Genomic DNA, 17,671 nt, shown 5'->3' with positions numbered 1-17,671 from the left:
CACATCCCGGACCAGCCGCCCACAGGCGGCTGGTCTTTTTGTCGCACCCCTTCCGGATCGAACCTTTTGCCCGGACCCATCGACAGACATGCAGGGACACATCAAGGCGCCCCGCGCCAAACCGAAGGAGACTTGTCATGTTGCGCAAACTCGTTCTTGGAGTGGCTGCTGTCGCTGCTCTGTCCACCACCGCAATGATGTCCACCGAGGCTTCGGCCAAGGGCTGGAAAGGCGGCTGGCATCATCACCATCACGGCCACTGGGGCCACGGTTACGGTCTCTATGTCGGCGGCTACGGCCCCGGTTATGGCGGCTGCTACGTGAAGCGCCTCGTTCCCACGCGGTATGGCCTGCGTTATCGGGTCGTCAACGTCTGCTATTGAGCGACGCATCGCTCCTCCCACAGACTTGGCCTCCGATCAGGTGAAACTGTTCGGAGGCTTTCTTCTTTCGGGTTCCCGGTTCCCAAGCATTTAAATTTTTACCGGATTCAAACCATGCCCGGCAAAGTCGCGAACCCAAACCGCGGTCACCGCATTGTCCCGTGGTATTGATTCAAACTTGAAGCCAATTGAAACAAGCCGGATTGGAATTGATCATGGCGACTCGATTGAATGCTCCCGGTGTCCATCTCGATCACCTTCACAGCGAAGCCGTCTGTCAGGGCATCGGCGAACGGCTGCGCGATACACTCAACCGCCAGCCGCCTGAACTGCCGCAGGGATTGAACGCATTGATCGCGCGCCTGCCCGAACTCGATGGCGAAGCCGCACCGCCGCTCGTTCCGGACGCGAAATCGCACTAGCGCGCTTTCTCTCCAAAGCGGGAGTCGGATGCGCGGAAGCCATCGCGATTTGCCCCGATTTTACCCGACAAAGCTGTTGCGTTCGGCGGGCTGTTCCGTAAAAGCCCGCCATGCTGTCCATCAATGACATTTCCATCCGCATCGCCGGACGCCTTCTGATCGACCAGAGCACGGTGCAGATCGTGCCGGGCGCGCGCGTCGGCTTTGTCGGCCGCAATGGTGTTGGGAAATCGACCTTGTTTCACGCCATTCGTGGCGATTTGGCGCTTGAATCCGGCTCGATCACCATTCCACCGCGCTGGCGTGTAGGCAGTCTCGCGCAGGAAGCGCCAGATGGACCGGAAAGCCTGATCGACGTTGTCCTCAAGGCCGACCTTGAACGCGCCGCGCTGCTGCACGAAGCGGAGACCGCACACGACCCGCACCGCATCGCCGACATCCAGACGCGCCTCGTTGATATCGATGCTCATTCAGCCCCTGCGCGCGCGGCAGCCATTCTCTCGGGCCTCGGCTTTTCCGCTGCCGATCAATTGCGCTCCTGCTCGGAATTCTCCGGCGGCTGGCGCATGCGCGTCGCACTGGCGGCGACGCTGTTTGCAGCGCCCGATCTTCTGCTGCTGGACGAGCCGACCAACTATCTCGACCTCGAAGGCACGCTCTGGCTCGAGGATCATCTTGCGAATTATCCCCGCACGGTGATCGTCATCAGCCACGATCGCGACCTGCTCGATACATCCGTCGACCAGATCCTGCATCTCGATCGCGGCAAGCTCACGCTTTACAAGGGGACGTATTCGTCGTTCGAGGAGCAGCGCGCGACGCGCGAAATGCTCGACGCCAAACACGCCAAAAAACAGATGGACGAACGCAAGCGGCTGCAGGCGTTCGTCGACCGCTTCAAGGCCAAGGCCTCGAAAGCGAAACAGGCGCAATCGCGCGTGAAAATGCTGGAACGGATGAAGCCGGTCACCGCGCTTGTCACGCAGGACGTGCGCGAGATCACATTTCCGGAGCCGGAGAAAACACTCTCGCCGCCGATTATCGCGGTGGATGGCGTGTCGGTCGGCTACGATCCCGCAAAGCCCGTGCTGAACAAGGTCACGCTGCGCATCGACAATGATGACCGCATCGCCCTGCTCGGCTCCAACGGCAACGGCAAATCGACGCTTGTTAAACTTCTCGCCGGCAAGCTGCCGCCATTTTCCGGCAAGGTCGTGCGCGCCGCCAATCTATCGGTCGGATACTTCGCGCAGCATCAGACCGACGAACTCGACCTCGAAGGCTCGGCCTACGATCATCTGCGGCGGCTGATGCCGAACGAGACGGAAACGAAGGTCCGCGCACGCACCGGCGCCATCGGATTTTCCGGCAAGGCGGCCGATACCAAGGTCAGTTCGCTCTCCGGCGGCGAGAAGGCGCGGCTGCTGCTCGGGCTCGCAACCTTCTACGGCCCGAACATGATTATCCTCGACGAGCCGACCAATCATCTCGACATCGACAGCCGCGCGGCGCTGGCGGAGGCCATCAACGATTTTCCCGGCGCGATCATCATGGTCTCGCATGACCGCTACCTGATCGAGGCCTGCGCCGATCAGCTCTGGGTGGTGGCGGACCGCGCCGTGACGCCTTACGACGGCGACCTCGATGACTATCGGCGATCGGTTCTCTCGTCGCGCTCCACGGAGCGCGACCGTGGAAACAGCGAGCGCAGCGCCGGCCGCGACAAGCCGCAGCCGCGTCCCAAGGAAAAGCGCGTCCCGCTGAAGCAGAAGATCGCGCAGGCCGAAAGTGAGATCGCGCGGATCACCGGCATCATCGAAAAGATCGACGCGGCTCTTGCCCTGCCCGATCTGTTCAAGCGCGACCCGAAGCAGGCCGCGCAACTGACCAAGGCGCGCGCAAGCGCGGCTGAAGCGTTGCAACGCGCGGAAGATGAATGGCTGGAAGCAAGTTCGTCCTACGACGAAGCGGCTGGCTGAAAGACTATGCGCGCTTCTTCTTTGCGCCCCGCGCCGGCTTCTCCGGCGGCGGCACGTCGACACGTTCAATCGACGTCAGGCGGCCGGACGTAAAGGTGTAGGCACCGGGCCGCGGTCCGGTTTTCCACGTCACGAGCGCGACGCGATCACCACGCTCGTTGTTCGTCAGATTCACGCTGTCCGGCGCAACGGCGATTGCGCGCGCCACATCGCATTCGGTGTGCCCCAACGCGACCGGCGCTGCGACAATCTGACCTTCAGTCGATGCATTGGCATCCGCGGGACCCGGCGCGACCGCGCCAGGGCACTGACCGTCGGACGAAATCAGGTCGTTGGCAGACACTTCCTTGGTCGGACTAAGCGGCGGCGTTTCGATCGAGCTGTTGCCGGCCTTGAAAATCTTGCCTGGCCGCGCGAACCACTCCTGATCCTTGAGCGAGAAATCCGACAGCGCGCCGACACCGCCGCAGCCCGTGACCATGGGAGCCACAATCAGAAGGGCGACCCACTGCCGGACATGGATGCTTTTACGCTGGACGCTCAAATCTTCGCTCTCACACAAACCTGGCGCTTTGAACGCGCATGACGGAACCCGGACACCACTAAAGCAAATGCCTAAACAATCATTTGCGCGTCGTGCGGCGGCCCTGATGGAACATGCGCCTTATCACGGCACAAGCCCGGCCTTCCAACACCCCTTTGCGGCACCATGGTGGCTAACCGCCGGTCAGGTCAACGAAAAAGACTGTAATGTTTAACGCGGCCGCGGATTGCGCAGCCAGATTGCTTAGGCCCGCTTCTGCCATCTGCCGCGTTCATCGGTCTGCCAGTAGGTCAGATCGAGCCCGCGGGATTTACCGTCGGTCCAAGCCGCCCGCGCAACACTCAGGGCTTCATCGTCATCGCCATTGAAGACCAGAACCACGCGGTCGTAGGTTGCACAGTCCTTCGGCAGGCCTGCCGTATCGACAATGAACCTCACATTGGCGTTGTTCGGATTGCCGTCATCCACCGTGAGGACGATCGGCTGGTTCGCGACGTCGCTTTCGCGCCATGTGCCATGCGGCAGAAACGAATCGTCGCGATAGGTCCACAGATGCGCGTCGAGCGCCTCCGCGCGCTCCTCCGATCCGGTCTGCACCGCAACACGCCAGCCGCGCTCGAGGGATTTCTCAAGCAGCGGCGGCAACACTTTTTCAAGTGTCATGTCTTGCAGATGATAAAACAGCACTTCGGTCATCGCCTATGGTGACCCTCGGGTTTGATTTCGTCATTGCGAGAAGCGATAGCGACGAAGCAATCCATTCTTGCCTTCTTTAAGAATGGATTGCTTCGTTTCGCTCGCAATGACGGAGGACAGCGTTATCGCTTCGCCTCGTAGTTGTCGGCCACAAGCTGGTTCAGGAGACGCACACCGTAGCCCGAGCCCCAGCTCCGGTTGAGGTCGGACGCCGGCACGCCCATCGCAGTACCGGCGATGTCGAGATGCGCCCATGGCGTGCCGTCAACAAAGCGCTGCAGGAACTGCGCCGCCGTGATCGAACCGCCGTTGCGGGTTCCGGTGTTCTTCATGTCGGCGAACTGGGAGTCGATCTGCTTGTCGTATTCTGGACCGAGCGGCATGCGCCAGACCCGCTCGCCGGTCTCCTGCCCCGCGGCTGTCAGGCGTTCCGCGAGTTTGTCGTCGTTGGAGAACATGCCGGCATAATCGACGCCGAGCGCAACCATGATCGCGCCGGTCAGCGTTGCCAGGTCGACCATCAATTTCGGCTTGTGCTTTTTCGCGACATACCAGAGCACATCCGCCAGCACGAGACGGCCTTCGGCGTCGGTATTGATGATCTCGATGGTCTGTCCCGACATCGACGTGACGATATCGCCCGGCCGCTGGGCGTTACCGTCCGGCATGTTTTCGACCAGACCGATGGCGCCGATCACATTGACCTTGGCCTTGCGCGCGGCTAGCGCGTGCATCAGGCCGACGACGCAGGCTGCGCCGCCCATATCGCCCTTCATGTCTTCCATGCTGCCGGCCGGCTTGATGGAGATACCGCCGGTGTCGAAGCAAACCCCCTTGCCGACGAAGGCAATCGGCTGTTCGCCCGGCTTGCCGCCGTTCCAGCGCATGATGACCATCCGGCCGTCGTGTTCCGAACCCTGCGACACGCCGAGCAACGCGCCCATGCCGAGCTTTGTCATCGCCTTGACGTCGAGGACTTCAACCTTGACCCCGAGCTTGCGCAACTGCGTTGCGCGGCGCGCGAATTCCGCCGGGAACAGCACATTCGGCGGCTCGTTGACGAGTTCGCGCGCAACCAGCACGCCGTCCACAACCTGACTTTCCGGCGCAAATGCCTTGCGCGCGGCAGCGACGTCCGCCACGGCGACCGAAAACTGCGCACGCAGTGGTGCGTTGTCCGTTTCCTTCTTCGTGGTCTTGTAACGGGTGAACCGGTAGGCGCGCAGCCGGACACCCGCTGCAATCGACGCGGCCTGCGATCCCTTCATCGCGCCCGACGGCAGTTCGGCGAGAATCGTCACCGCTTCGGTGCCTGCGGTGATCTTGGCGGCGACCTTGCCGCCGAGCTTGATGAAGTCACCGTCCTTGAGCGAGGCGAGCTTGCCGACACCGACGACAATCAGGCGGCCCACCTTCAAGCCTTCCGGAGCCAGGATATCCAGAGCGCCGCCGCTTTTGCCCTTGAACTGGTTCGCCGCCGCCGCGCGCTTGACCGCGTTGACGGTGGAGCCCAGCGCCTTGATCGTCGCCGGTCCGAATTTCAGCGTATCATCGCAAAACACCACCAGAACGCCGCGTGCGGCAGCGGAAAACGGTACGAAGCCGACCTTGACGGCGTCGGTCATAGGCAAATCCTCCAGATCATCGCGATTGCGAGCAAAGACATCCAAATCCACGGGATATCCGGATTCGGAACATGGGACTTTGCTATATGGCGCTTTCCTGCGGTCGGTGCCAAGCGCCGTCCGGCGCACGAGTTGCGGGTAAGGTCTGCGACACGCCGCCTGGCGCTGCCAATCCGGCGTGGCCGCAATGCAACGATGGCTTTTTATTAACCACACTTCACGCCCGGCCTCAGGTCAGCCATTTTGTTGACCAATCAAAGGGATGCTATGACTTAAGAATGTGCCGGACAGCGCGATTCCGCGTCCCCTGGGGAACCTGGAAAAAGGTGGGGGTGAGCGCGAAATCCGGCTGGAGTTGGGGATATTGCTGCCTGATGGGGTCGAACGACACCACCGAAGACCGGACGACTGCGCTGTCGTCCGCCAAGAGCATCGCGACCGCGCAAGCCGTCCTGCGGCTGGCATTGGCGTAAGGCGGCCCTGCGCATGGTCACGACAATTCTTGCACGCTATTTCGCCGCCCGCTTCGTGATCGCTTCGGTTGCGACGTTCGCCTCGATCTTCGTGCTCGTGATTACCGTCGACTACATCGAACTGATGCGCCGAGCCGGAAGCCTGCCGAATGTCTCGGGCCTGTTCGTCGCGCAGACCGCGCTATTCCGCGTGCCGCTGTCGCTCGAAAAACTGATGCCGTTCTGTATCCTGATCGGCGCGATGATCTCGTTCCTCGCCCTGTCGCGGCGGCTCGAGCTTGTGATCGCGCGCGCGGCCGGCATTTCCGCCTGGCAGTTCACGACGCCCGCCCTGTTGAGCGCGCTGTTCCTCGGCATGCTCGCCACCGTCCTTTACAATCCCCTGTCCGCGGAAATGCTTGAACGCGCCAAGGTCATGGAGACCCGAATCTTCACTGACGGCGCACCGCGGGCTCAGGATGGCGCGGGCTTCTGGCTCAACCAGTCCACAAGCGAGGGACAGAGCATTATCAATGCCGCCCGCAGCCAGGGACAGGGGTCGCTCCTTACGGGCATCACGGTATTCAGGTACGACCCTTCGGGCACTTTCAAGGAAAGAATCGAGGCCAACGAGGCCACCCTCGAGCCCGGCCAATGGGTGTTCAAGCAGGTGCGCCGGTACCGGCTAGATAGCCCGCTGGAAGAGCTGGACAGACTCACCCTGGCCACCACCCTGACCCTCGCGCAGGTCCGGAACAGTTTCTCCACCCCCGAAACTGTGTCTTTCTGGCAACTGCCCGACTACATCCGGTCGTCGGAAAACTCCGGCCAGGCTACAGCGGGTTACCGTCTGCAATACCAGAAGCTCATCGCACGCCCGTTTTTGCTGGCTGCGATGGTCATGCTGGCGGCTGCCGTCAGCCTGCGGTTCTTCCGGTTCGGCGGCGTGCAAAAGATGGTTTTAAGTGGCGTTGCAGCAGGGTTTCTGCTCTATGTCCTGTCGAAAGTAACTGAGGATTTAAGCAAGGCCGAGTTGATGCATCCGCTCGCTGCCGCGTGGCTACCCGTCTGTGTGGGTGGCCTCTCGGGATTTTTGGCCTTGCTGTACCAGGAGGACGGGTAGTGGCCGTTGTCGCCGCCCTCCAAGGACGGACGCCTGCGTTCAGGCGGCGCATACGCTTGCGCCGTCAAAGCACGGTTATGTCTGCCATTCTGGGACTGTGCATGGCCGTCGGCTTCGGTGTTGCCGACGTCACGCCGGCAGCCGCCCAGCAATCGTTCCGCTTCAACCAGCTCCCTCCAAAACCGCCGAAGCAGGCCCGCCCGACAAACAACGACGGGCAGATGCTGGTCCAGGCTACCGAGGTCAATTACGACTACAACAACTCGCGCGTGGCGGCGGTTGGCAGCGTTCAGATCTATTACAACGGGTCGACGCTGGAGGCGGACAAGGTCATCTACGACCAGAAGACCAAGCGCCTTCACGCCGAGGGCAACGTCCGTCTGACCGATACCGACGGAAAGATCACCTACGCCAACCTGCTCGACCTGTCGGATGATTATCGCGACGGCTTTGTCGACTCACTGCGGCTCGACACCGCCGACCAGACCCGCATGGCCGCAACGCGCGCGGAGCGCACCGGCGGCGAAGTCACGATCTTCCAGAACGGCGTCTACACCGCCTGCGCGGCCTGTAAGGACAATCCGAAAAAACCGCCGCTGTGGCAGGTCAAGGGCGCGCGCATCATTCACAATCAGACCGAGAAGATGCTGTATTTCGAGGACGCACGCCTCGAGTTCTTCGGTCAGCCTATCGCCTACCTGCCGTTCTTCTCGACGCCGGACCCGACAGTCAAGCGCAAGAGCGGCTTTTTGATCCCGAACTACATGTCCAACACCCGTTACGGTGTTGGCATTGAGGTGCCCTATTATTTCGCGCTCGCGCCGGATTACGACGCGACGGTGACGCCGCGCTATACGACCAAACAAGGCCTGCTGCTGCAGGGTGAATTCCGTCAGCGCCTGATCAACGGCGCTTACGAAATCCGCGCCTATGGCATCCGTCAGGACGATCCGAACCAGTTCAACGCGCAGCCCGGTCAGCGCGAGTTCCGCGGCGGCATCGACACCAAGGGCCAGTTTGCACTCAACGACAAATGGGTCTGGGGCTGGGATGCGGTCGCGGTTTCCGACAAGGCATTCTTCTTCGACTACAACTTGGGACCGTACAAAAACGCGCTCAACGCTTTCCTGCTGACGCCGGATACGGGTCTGTCGCAGATCTATCTCACCGGCGTCGGCAATCGCAGCTACTTCGACGCGCGCGTGATGCACTTCCTCGGTTATTCGGCAGCGGACAACCAGAGCCAGATTCCGGTCATTCATCCGGTGATCGACTACTCCAACGTGCTCAACCGCAACATTCTCGGCGGCGAGTTCAGCTACAAGGCCAACTTCACCAGCCTGAGCCGCCAGACCGCTTCGTTCGACGCGATCAATCCGACCGCCCTTCTCAACGGCTTCTGCCTGCCGACATCCGCGGATCCGACCAAGAAAATTCCGTCGAACTGCCTGTTGCGCGGCATTCCGGGCGATTACACCCGCCTGACCGCCGAAGTCGAATGGCGCCGATCGTTCACCGACTCCATCGGCCAGATCTTCACGCCGTTCGCCTCGCTGCGCGGCGACGTGATCAGCGCCAACATCGACAACCAGCCTGGCGTCTCCAACTATCTGCCGGTTGGCTCGACCCAGACCGCCCGCCTGATGCCCACGGTCGGCCTCGAGTACCGCTATCCGTTCATCAATGTGCAGCCATGGGGCACCACGACGATCGAACCTATTGCGCAGATCATCGTCCGCCCGAATGAGCCGAACGCCGGCCGCCTTCCCAACGAAGATGCGCAGAGCTTCACCTTCGACGACAGCAACCTGTTCCGCGTCGACAAGTTCTCGGGCTACGATCGTGTCGAAGGTGGCGGCCGCGCCAATGTCGGCGTTCAGGCGACCACGCAGTTTGACCGCGGCGGCTTCATCAACGTGCTGTTCGGACAATCGTACCAGTTGTTCGGCCTGAATTCGTTTGCCGTACAGGACCTGACCAATACCGGCCTCGGCAGCGGTCTGGACAAGTCCCGTTCCGACTATGTGGCCCGTGTCTCCTATCAGCCGAACAGGATTTACAGCCTGACCGCCCGGACGCGGCTGGACGAAGCCACCGGCGCCGTACGCCGCTTCGAGCTTGAAGGCCGCGCCAACTTCGACCGCTTCCAGGTCAGCCTGCTCTATGGCAACTACGACAAGCAGCCGGAACTCGGATTCCTGAACCGCCGCGAAGGCATCGTTGGAACCGGCACCTTCAAGGTGGCATCGAACTGGGTCCTGTCCGGCGGCCTGCGCTACGACATTACCAACCAGACCGTGAACCAGTACATCGTGGGCGCGGGCTATGTGGATGACTGCTTCATCATCGCGGCGAACTACATCACCGACTACGCGTATACCTCGACGAGCTATACAACACCGGTCACCGATCACCGCATCATGCTGCAGATCGGCCTTCGCACGATCGGCACGTCATCATTCAACGCGGCGCAATAATCGTCCGGTATCCAAATAGCGCAGCTAGCTGCGATGGCGCGAAGAGCCGGCGATTCGTTGGAAGCGCGCATTGTCGCCGCAAACCCGGGGTTGATTTCACGGACGGTGCATTGGAATCTCCGAACCCTTCCAGGATGAATTTAAGACGGGCCTGATCATGATCGTGACCTTTTTCCGCTTTGTACGAACCGTTTCGTTCGCGGGAGCCATTCTCGCAATGTCCGGATTCGGCTCGGCTGTCATGGCGCAGTCCGTCGCCGCGATGGTCAGCGGCGAGGCCATCACCAATCTGGATGTCGATCAGCGCATCAAGCTCACGATGCTGACGACAAAGAAGTCGATCTCGCGGCAGGAGGCCCTGACCGAACTGATCAACGACAAACTCAAGATCAAGGAAGGCAAGAAGTACGGCCTCGACATGTCATCGTCGGATATCGACGGAGCCTATGGCAACATGGCCTCGCGCATGCGGATGAGCCCCGAGCAGCTCAACAAGACGCTTGAAGGCCATGGAATTCGCCCTGAAACGCTCAAGCTGCGCATCAAGGCGGACATGACCTGGGGCAACCTTGTGCGCGGACGTTTTCAGTCCAACCTGCTCGTGCCGGAGAAGGATCTCGCCGGTTTCGACGGCACCGGCGGCAAATCGGAAAACGAGAGCTTTGAATATCTCGTGCGCCCGATCGTCCTGATCGTACCGCGCGGCTCGCCATCCAGCGTTGTCGAGTCCCGCCGCAAGGAAGCTGAACTTCTGCGCGGCAGGATTTCGTCCTGCGAAGAGGCTCAGGAACTGTTCCGCTCAATGCGCGACGCGGCAATCCGTGATCAGATCACCAAGACCTCCGCGGACCTGCCGCCGAACCTGCGCGACCTGCTGGACAAGACCCCGGTCGGCAAACTGACGCCGCCGGAAGTCACCAAACAGGGCGTGGAAATGGTGGCGCTCTGCAGCCGCAAGCCGACCAAAGCCGACACACCGGCCAAGCGCGAAGCTCGCGAAAAGATCTACAACCAGAAGTACGAAGCCAAGTCGAAGTCGTATCTTGAGGAAGTCCGAAAGGGTGCGATGATCGAGATCCGCGGCAAATGAGCCGATCCTTCCACTGCTGTCATGAGCATGCGTTCATATGAGCAAAGCTCTTGCTCTTACCTTGGGTGAACCTGCCGGCATCGGTCCCGATATTGCCATCGCGGCGTGGCTGAAGCGGCGCGAACTCGATCTTCCACCGTTCTATCTGATTGGCGACAGCACATTCATCAGGGCACGCGGCGATCTGCTGAACTCCACCATCACAGTCGCGGACATCAAGCCGGAAGATGCTTCAGCGATCTTCTCTGACGCACTTCCTGTCGTGAGAACCGGAATCGCGAGTACCGCGCAGCCCGGCAAGCCCGACGACAGCAGCGCGCCGTCGGCGATCGCCTCGATCCGCCACGCCGTCGCCGATGTGATCGAAGACCGCGCCAGCGCGGTGGTCACCAATCCGATCGCCAAGAGCGTGCTCTACCGCGCCGGCTTCTCGCATCCCGGCCACACCGAATTTCTCGCGCAATTGTCCGCGGCCGTGAACGGCACCGTGCCGCATCCGGTGATGATGCTGTGGTCATCCGATCTCGCCGTCGTGCCGGTGACGATCCATCTGCCGCTGCGCGATGCGATCACCCAACTCACGACCGACCTGATCGTGAAGACCGCACGCATTGTCGCTGCCGACCTGAAGACCCGGCTCGGCATTGCCAGCCCCCGCCTTGCGATCTCCGGACTCAATCCGCATGCAGGCGAAGACGGCACGCTCGGCACCGAGGATCAATCCATCATCGCGCCGGCCGTTGCAGCCTTGCGCCAAGCCGGCATCGACGTCCGCGGACCGCTGCCCGCCGACACCATGTTCCATGCCGGAGCGCGCAAGACCTATGACTGCGCCATCTGCATGTATCACGATCAGGCGCTGATCCCGATCAAGACCATCGCCTTCGACGACGGCGTCAACGCCACGTTGGGACTGCCTTTCATCCGCACCTCGCCCGACCACGGCACCGCATTCGACATTGCCGGCACGGGACGCGCCAATCCGTCCAGCCTGATCGCGGCGCTGCGTCTTGCCGCGCGGATGGCGGCCTCGAAAGCATGAGCACGATCGACGATCTGCCGCCACTGAGCGATGTCATTCGCCGCTTCGAGCTGTCGGCCCGCAAATCGCTCGGCCAGAATTTTCTCCTCGATCTCAATCTGACATCGCGAATTGCCCGCTCTGCCGGTCCTCTTGAGGGCCAGACTGTCGTGGAGATCGGTCCCGGCCCTGGCGGGCTGACCCGCGCGCTGCTGGCGCAGGGCGTCAAGCGCGTGATCGCTGTCGAGCGCGACGTACGCGCCATCCCGGCCCTTGAGGAAATCGCGCAGCGCTATCCCGGCCGTCTGACCATCGTGAATGACGATGCGATGACCTTCGACCCGCGCCCGCTGCTGGGCGGCGAGCGCGCGAAGATCGTCGCCAACCTCCCCTACAACATCGCGACCGTCTTGCTCATCGACTGGCTTTGTGCTGAACCGTGGCCGCCCTGGTACGACATGATGGTGCTGATGTTTCAGCGCGAGGTGGCCGAGCGCATCGTGGCCGGCGAGGAGGATGACGCTTATGGCCGTCTCGGCGTGCTGGCGAACTGGCGGGCGGAAACCAAAATCCTGTTCGATATTTCGCCCAGCGCCTTCGTGCCGCCGCCAAAGGTCACCTCGTCCGTGGTGCGGCTGATCCCGCGCGCCGCGCCAGAACCCTGCGACCGGCGCGCGCTGGAGCGCGTCGCATCGGCCGCCTTCGGCCAGCGCCGCAAGATGCTGCGGCAAAGCCTGAAGTCACTGGGCGTGGATCCGGCACTCCTTGCCGCCGCCGCGGGTGTCGATCCGACCCGCCGCGCGGAGACGATTCCGGTGTCCGGCTTTGTTGCCATGGCTCGCGAATTGGCGGATATAACAGCCGCAAAAGCAAAAACACCGTAACGGAGAAAGCCCCTATGGCCCAGATGCGCCGCCAGTCCCTCGTCAAGTTCGATGCTCCGCTCTGCGAAACGATCGTGGACACCCCGAAGCCGCAAGGCCGGGAAGTTCTGGTGCGCATCGAGCGCTGCGGCCTGTGCCATTCCGACCTCCATATCCAGGATGGCTATGCCGACCTCGGAGGCGGCAAGAAGCTCGACACCACGCGCGGCATGACCCTGCCCTTCACCCTTGGTCACGAGATCGCCGGCGTTGTCGATGAAGTCGGCCCGGATGCCGACACGTCGCTGATCGGCAAGAAGATGGCGGTCTTCCCGTGGATCGGTTGCGGCAAGTGCCGCGACTGCCTCAACGGCGACGAGAACCTTTGCGCGCGTAACCGCTTTCTCGGCGTGTCCATCGACGGCGGCTTTGCCAGCCACGTCCTCGTCCCCGACGAGAAGTATCTGATCGACTACGGTCAGGTGCCGGTCGATACCGCGGCAACCTTGATGTGCTCCGGTATCACCGCTTACGGCGCGCTGAAACGCCTTGTCGATCGCCCGCGCCAGCGCAACATCCTGCTGATCGGTCTCGGCGGCGTCGGCATGATGGGCGTATCGCTCGCCCAGGCGATGTTCAAGCAGCCGGTCTCGGTGGCCGATCTCAGCGCATCGGCCCGCGACGCCGCGCTGAAGAACGGCGCCACCACCGCTTACGATCCGACCGAAGCCGATATCGCCAAGCGCATCCTGAAGGAAACCGACGGAGGCTTCGATGGCATTGTCGACTTCGCCGGCAACGAGAAGTCGATGGCGTTCGCGACCTCCGTTGTGGCGCGCGGCGGCAAGATCGTGGTGTCCGGCCTGATGGGTGGCAACTTCAACCTGCCGATGGTGCAGTGGATCTACAAGCGCATGACCATCGAAGGCTTCATGACCGGCACGCTCGCGGAAGGCCGGGAATTGATGGAGCTGGCGAAAGCCGGCAAGGTCAAGCCGACGCCGATGAAGGAAGAGCCGATGGGCGACGTGCAGAAGTGGATCGACCAGTTGCGCGCCGGCAAGGTCGTCGGCCGCATCATGCTGACGAACTGAGTTAGCACACGCGAATACGGCTACTTTTTTGTCATTGCGAGGAGCAAAGCGACGAAGCAATCCATATCTTTTCTTTGCTTTGGATTGCTTCGCTTCGCTCGCAATGACAACAGCTATCAGCGGCCCAACCGGGTCGCGATCCAGATCACATGACGCGCGCCACCGCCCTTTCGGCTGGCGCGCGTTTTGATTTCCTCCACGCCGAAGCCCGCCTTTGTCAGGCGCTGTGTGAAGCGCGGATCGGGACCGGACGACCACACCGCGAAAACGCCACCCGCGCGCAATGCGCCGCGCGCCGTCGCAAGGCCGCTGCTGTTGTAGAGCGCGTCGTTGGCTTCGCGGCTCAACCCTTCGGGCCCGTTATCGACATCGAGCAGGATTGCATCGTAGGCGGATTGCTGTGTCCGCATCAGAAGACCGACATCCATCTCGCGAATGCTGACGCGCGGATCGCTCAAGCTGTCGCCGAATATCTCCGCCATCGGCCCGCGCGCCCATGCCACGACCTCGGGGACCAGCTCCGCGACAACGATGCTTGCATCCGCGCCGAGCTTCGACAGCGCTGCCCGCAGCGTGAATCCCATGCCAAGGCCGCCGATCAGCATTCGCGGTTGCCTGCAACCTTGCAGCCGCTCACAAACAAGCGTCGCAAGCGCCTCTTCGGAGCCGCTAAGACGGCTATTCATCAACTCGTTCTGGCCGAGCTTGATGGAAAACTCCGTGCCTCGCCGCAACAGACGGAGTTCGCCGCCACCGGGAATTTGCGCCGTACCGAGCAGGTTCCAGGGTATCAATGCCTGTCCTCGATTGTAGATTGCGTCCCGGTTCCGCGCGCCCGAATTAAGCCTTGGCCTCTCCGGATTTGCGGCCTATTCCCACCCAACTTGTCGCCCAAAACCCGGCTCGGGAATGAGTTCGTGTTGCGTAAGGGGGACAGAATGTCAAACCGCACAGTCGCAATTGCTTTTGCCGCCGTCACCGGCTGCGTTTCAATCCTCAGTATCACATCGCCGCTCACCGCGGCCTCTGCCGCTTCCGAGAGCACGGCAAAATCTGCTGACGAATGCCTTGCCGCTCCGAAGGCCACCACACCGGCAGGCGCGCACTGGTATTATCGCATCGAGAAGGGCACCAGGCGCAAGTGCTGGTATCTCGCCGACGAAGGAGCGAAGACGAAAAAGGCCGCGGCGCCCGCTTCCGCTGCGTCAGACACTGCCGAAGCAGACACGCCCGCGCCGGCGAAGATCACGCCTCCTGCGAAGCAGGCAGCAACGAAGAAAACCATGCAGAATTCGGTCGCGAATGCGCGGGCCGAACTGAGAACAGACTCGGAGGACGATCCGTCACTTGCCGAGACGACATGGCCACCGATGCCGAATGGGTCCACCAACCCTGACATCGGCAAGGATAATCAGGCTGCAGCGATCCAGCCATCCTCTGACACGGCCAGCAGGCAAGGCTGGAATATCGCAACGCGCTGGCCCGACCCAAATGCTGCGCCGGCCGCGGGCAATCAGCCCGAGGCGACACCGCCACAGCCGGCGCAGCCCGTCTCTGGCCTCACCCCCGAACGCCTCGCGGCGAGCGGCACCGTGGCGCAGGCGCAGCCACAAACCGCGGCGCCCATTCCCGCAGCAGTCACGGGCGCAGCTCCACAGACATCGCAAAAGCCTGTTGCCACTGCCGAGGGCGAGGAAGGCCTGTCAGTGCGTATCCTGCTCAGTCTTCTTGTCGGTGTGCTGGCGCTCGCGGCGATCCTGGGACCGCTGCTGTACAAGTATTTTCGGCCCAAGCCGCGCGAAGACGACCGCACCTATGTTCAGCGCCGTCCGATCTGGGATCTGAACGAGACGGGCCGGCCGCTCACCCAAGACTATCCGCCGCTCTCCGACGAAACGCATCACCTCAACGAACCCCGCTATGGCCGCGCACTGCCGCACGCGCGTGTCCTTGACACGGAAGCGCGCATTCCGGACACCGACGTCGATGAACTTGAGGAATTGCTCGCCCGCGCCGTGAAGCGCCCGGCGGCGTAAGAATTCAAGCGGCGGGCGAAACCCGCCGCTTACTTCTCCAACTGCTTTTGCAGATCGCGCACGAAGGCCGAGAGGCCGGTCTGCCGCTCACGCTTCAGCCGTTCGGCTTTGAGAATGGTGACGACCTGCGCATAGGCGTCGTCCAACTGGTTGTTGGTGACGACGTAATCGTATTCCGCCCAGTGGCTGAGTTCGTGGCTGGCCCGATCCATACGGCCGCGAATGACCTCGTCGGAATCCTGCGCGCGCGTATGCAGCCGCTTTTCCAGATCGGCGGCCGACGGCGGCAGGATGAAGACGCTGACAACATCGGCGCGCGCCTTCTCGCGAAGCTGCTGCGTGCCCTGCCAGTCGATATCGAACAATACGTCCTGCCCTGACGACAGCGCGTCCTCCACCGGTTGGCGCGGCGTACCGTAGGAGTTGTCGAACACGGTCGCGTGCTCGAGCAATTCGTTGCCCTTCACCATCGCGTCGAACTTCGGCTTGTCGATGAAATGGTAATGCTCGCCGTCGACCTCGCCCGGCCGCTTCGCGCGTGTGGTGACCGACACCGACATGCTGAGATCGCTCATCTTCTCGATCAGCATCCGCGCCAGCGTGGACTTGCCCGCGCCCGACGGCGACGACAGCACGAACATCAGCCCGCGTCGTTCGCCGTTTTTCAAGGTGCCGCCCGCCGCCATGGTCAATCCTATTCGAGATTCTGGACCTGCTCGCGAAACTGCTCGACAACCGTCTTCATCTCGAGGCCGATGTTGGTCAGTTCGATGTCGTTCGATTTCGAGCAGGTGGTGTTGACCTCGCGGTTGAATTCCTGCGCGAGGAAATCCAGCCGCCGCCCCACCGCGCCGCCCTTGCCGAGCAGTTCGCGCGCCTGTGCAATGTGCGCGGCGATGCGATCGAGTTCTTCGCGGATATCCGCCTTGGCTGCGATCATTACCGCTTCCTGACTGAGCCGGTCGGCGTCGAAACGGTCCGATGTTTCGAGCAATACGGCAATCTGTTCGGCAAGCCGCGCGCGAATGGCTTCCGGCTTGCGCCCGGGGGCGGCTTCCGCACGCGCGGCAAGACTTTCCATCTCATCCATGCGCTGATTGAGGATCTGGCCAAGCGCGATCCCTTCGCGCCTGCGCATGTCGATCAGGCTTTGCAGCGCCTGCTCGAAGGATGCGGACACGGCGGCGCGCGCCGCCTGCATTTCGGCCTCGTCGCTTTCCGGCTCGACCACTTCGATGACGCCCTTGATCCCGAGCAGGCCATCGACACTCGGCGCGACCGCATCGGTGCGCGCCGAAATCTCCGCCGCGACCTTCAGGATCGAGGCCAGCACGTCCTCATTGATGCGCACGACGGATGCGGCACCGGTGCGCTTGACGCTCAGGTTTGCGTAGACCGTGCCGCGCGACAGCAGTTCGGCGGCGCGCTTGCGAGCCGGGGCTTCCACATCATCCCACCCGGGCGGCAGACGGAGCCGGAAATCGAAACCCTTGGCATTGACCGATTTCAGTTCCCACTCGAAGGTGTAGGGTCCGCTGGTGCCATGGCTTCGGGAAAAGCCAGTCATGCTCGACAACGCCATTCCGACAGTTTCTCCGTGGCAGGCATGAATTGATGCCCCGCTTGTCCCTGAAATCGGGACAGCGTGCAAGCCATCATGCAGCGGCGTTGGGAGCCGTTACTGGGTCTTTTCTTCCGGCTCCGCTTCAGCCGGCTCCGCCGCCGCGGGAGCGCGCTTCGCGGTGCGCTTGCGACCCGCAGCCGGTTCATTGGCAATGATGCTGTGCGGTGCGGATGTCTTGGGCGCGGAGGCCCTTGGAGCGGCCTTGGGCGCTGATGGAGCGGGCTTCGCGGGCGCCGCCGCCG

Annotated in this window: 17 protein-coding genes and 1 pseudogene; 11 read left to right on the top strand and 7 right to left on the bottom strand. The window is 62.2% G+C overall.

What is annotated here, in order from left to right:
• Window positions 1-137: 137 nt before the first annotated feature.
• The 3 genes from HMPREF9696_RS03190 (at window position 138) to HMPREF9696_RS03180 (ending at window position 2,784) form a co-directional block, all read left to right on the top strand.
• On the top strand, window positions 138-383 hold the full coding sequence (locus HMPREF9696_RS03190) for a hypothetical protein (protein WP_002711506.1): 246 nt from the start codon (window positions 138-140) through the stop codon (window positions 381-383).
• Window positions 384-598: 215 nt separating this feature from the next.
• Window positions 599-805: a hypothetical protein gene (locus HMPREF9696_RS03185; RefSeq protein ID WP_002711505.1), complete on the top strand. Its 207-nt coding sequence runs from the start codon at window positions 599-601 to the stop codon at window positions 803-805.
• A 110-nt stretch (window positions 806-915) separates the two neighbouring features.
• Window positions 916-2,784 carry an ABC-F family ATP-binding cassette domain-containing protein gene (locus tag HMPREF9696_RS03180; protein ID WP_002711504.1) on the top strand — a complete coding sequence of 623 codons (1,869 nt, stop codon included), beginning with the start codon at window positions 916-918 and terminating at the stop codon, window positions 2,782-2,784.
• Between the two features lie 4 nt (window positions 2,785-2,788).
• Here HMPREF9696_RS03180 and HMPREF9696_RS03175 read toward each other — a convergent pair whose 3' ends face one another.
• The 3 genes from HMPREF9696_RS03175 to HMPREF9696_RS03165 all read right to left on the bottom strand — a co-directional run bounded on the left by HMPREF9696_RS03175 (window position 2,789) and on the right by HMPREF9696_RS03165 (window position 5,649).
• Window positions 2,789-3,328 (bottom strand): hypothetical protein, encoded by a 540-nt coding sequence (locus HMPREF9696_RS03175; RefSeq protein WP_002711503.1) that lies wholly within the window; start codon window positions 3,326-3,328, stop codon window positions 2,789-2,791.
• Between the two features lie 243 nt (window positions 3,329-3,571).
• Entirely contained in the window at window positions 3,572-4,024 is a 453-nt protein-coding gene (locus HMPREF9696_RS03170; protein WP_002711502.1) for a DNA polymerase III subunit chi, read from the bottom strand.
• A gap of 122 nt (window positions 4,025-4,146) precedes the next feature.
• Entirely contained in the window at window positions 4,147-5,649 is a 1,503-nt protein-coding gene (locus tag HMPREF9696_RS03165) for a leucyl aminopeptidase (RefSeq protein ID WP_002711501.1), read from the bottom strand.
• A gap of 332 nt (window positions 5,650-5,981) precedes the next feature.
• Between HMPREF9696_RS03165 and HMPREF9696_RS21750 the strand changes: the two genes are divergently transcribed.
• From HMPREF9696_RS21750 to HMPREF9696_RS03135, 7 genes are all read left to right on the top strand, one after another.
• A complete protein-coding gene (locus HMPREF9696_RS21750; RefSeq protein WP_169332499.1) occupies window positions 5,982-6,122 on the top strand; it encodes a hypothetical protein in 141 nt (46 codons plus the stop codon).
• 13 nt (window positions 6,123-6,135) lie between these two features.
• Window positions 6,136-7,224, top strand: coding sequence for an LPS export ABC transporter permease LptG (lptG, locus tag HMPREF9696_RS03160; RefSeq protein ID WP_002711499.1), 1,089 nt, complete (start codon window positions 6,136-6,138; stop codon window positions 7,222-7,224).
• Between the two features lie 101 nt (window positions 7,225-7,325).
• Window positions 7,326-9,701 carry an LPS-assembly protein LptD gene (locus HMPREF9696_RS03155; RefSeq protein WP_002711498.1) on the top strand — a complete coding sequence of 792 codons (2,376 nt, stop codon included), beginning with the start codon at window positions 7,326-7,328 and terminating at the stop codon, window positions 9,699-9,701.
• A gap of 157 nt (window positions 9,702-9,858) precedes the next feature.
• Window positions 9,859-10,791: a peptidylprolyl isomerase gene (locus HMPREF9696_RS03150; protein ID WP_002711497.1), complete on the top strand. Its 933-nt coding sequence runs from the start codon at window positions 9,859-9,861 to the stop codon at window positions 10,789-10,791.
• 37 nt (window positions 10,792-10,828) lie between these two features.
• Window positions 10,829-11,833: a 4-hydroxythreonine-4-phosphate dehydrogenase PdxA gene (gene pdxA, locus HMPREF9696_RS03145; protein ID WP_002711496.1), complete on the top strand. Its 1,005-nt coding sequence runs from the start codon at window positions 10,829-10,831 to the stop codon at window positions 11,831-11,833.
• The gene (rsmA, locus tag HMPREF9696_RS03140) at window positions 11,830-12,696 is read left to right on the top strand and encodes a 16S rRNA (adenine(1518)-N(6)/adenine(1519)-N(6))-dimethyltransferase RsmA (protein ID WP_002711495.1); all 867 of its coding nucleotides are present in this window, start codon (window positions 11,830-11,832) and stop codon (window positions 12,694-12,696) included. Before pdxA ends, rsmA begins: the two co-directional genes overlap by 4 nt.
• A gap of 14 nt (window positions 12,697-12,710) precedes the next feature.
• A complete protein-coding gene (locus HMPREF9696_RS03135) occupies window positions 12,711-13,769 on the top strand; it encodes an alcohol dehydrogenase (protein WP_002711494.1) in 1,059 nt (352 codons plus the stop codon).
• A 116-nt stretch (window positions 13,770-13,885) separates the two neighbouring features.
• On the opposite strand, the gene HMPREF9696_RS03130 is transcribed toward HMPREF9696_RS03135, so the two are convergent.
• Window positions 13,886-14,563: a spermidine synthase family protein gene (locus HMPREF9696_RS03130; RefSeq protein ID WP_002711493.1), complete on the bottom strand. Its 678-nt coding sequence runs from the start codon at window positions 14,561-14,563 to the stop codon at window positions 13,886-13,888.
• Between the two features lie 144 nt (window positions 14,564-14,707).
• Between HMPREF9696_RS03130 and HMPREF9696_RS03125 the strand changes: the two genes are divergently transcribed.
• Window positions 14,708-15,805 carry a hypothetical protein gene (locus tag HMPREF9696_RS03125; protein WP_002711492.1) on the top strand — a complete coding sequence of 366 codons (1,098 nt, stop codon included), beginning with the start codon at window positions 14,708-14,710 and terminating at the stop codon, window positions 15,803-15,805.
• A gap of 29 nt (window positions 15,806-15,834) precedes the next feature.
• On the opposite strand, the gene gmk is transcribed toward HMPREF9696_RS03125, so the two are convergent.
• The 3 genes and pseudogenes from gmk to HMPREF9696_RS21915 all read right to left on the bottom strand — a co-directional run.
• On the bottom strand, window positions 15,835-16,491 hold the full coding sequence (gene gmk, locus HMPREF9696_RS03120; protein ID WP_002711491.1) for a guanylate kinase: 657 nt from the start codon (window positions 16,489-16,491) through the stop codon (window positions 15,835-15,837).
• 8 nt (window positions 16,492-16,499) lie between these two features.
• A complete protein-coding gene (locus tag HMPREF9696_RS03115) occupies window positions 16,500-17,387 on the bottom strand; it encodes a YicC/YloC family endoribonuclease (protein WP_002711490.1) in 888 nt (295 codons plus the stop codon).
• A 96-nt stretch (window positions 17,388-17,483) separates the two neighbouring features.
• Window positions 17,484-17,671, bottom strand: a pseudogene (locus tag HMPREF9696_RS21915) (endolytic transglycosylase MltG); the annotation flags it as partial.

Source organism: Afipia clevelandensis ATCC 49720 (assembly GCF_000336555.1).
GTDB classification, from domain to species: domain Bacteria; phylum Pseudomonadota; class Alphaproteobacteria; order Rhizobiales; family Xanthobacteraceae; genus Afipia; species Afipia clevelandensis.
The sequence above is the reverse complement of the archived record's forward strand: the minus strand, read 5'-3'. Positions and strand labels throughout refer to the sequence as shown.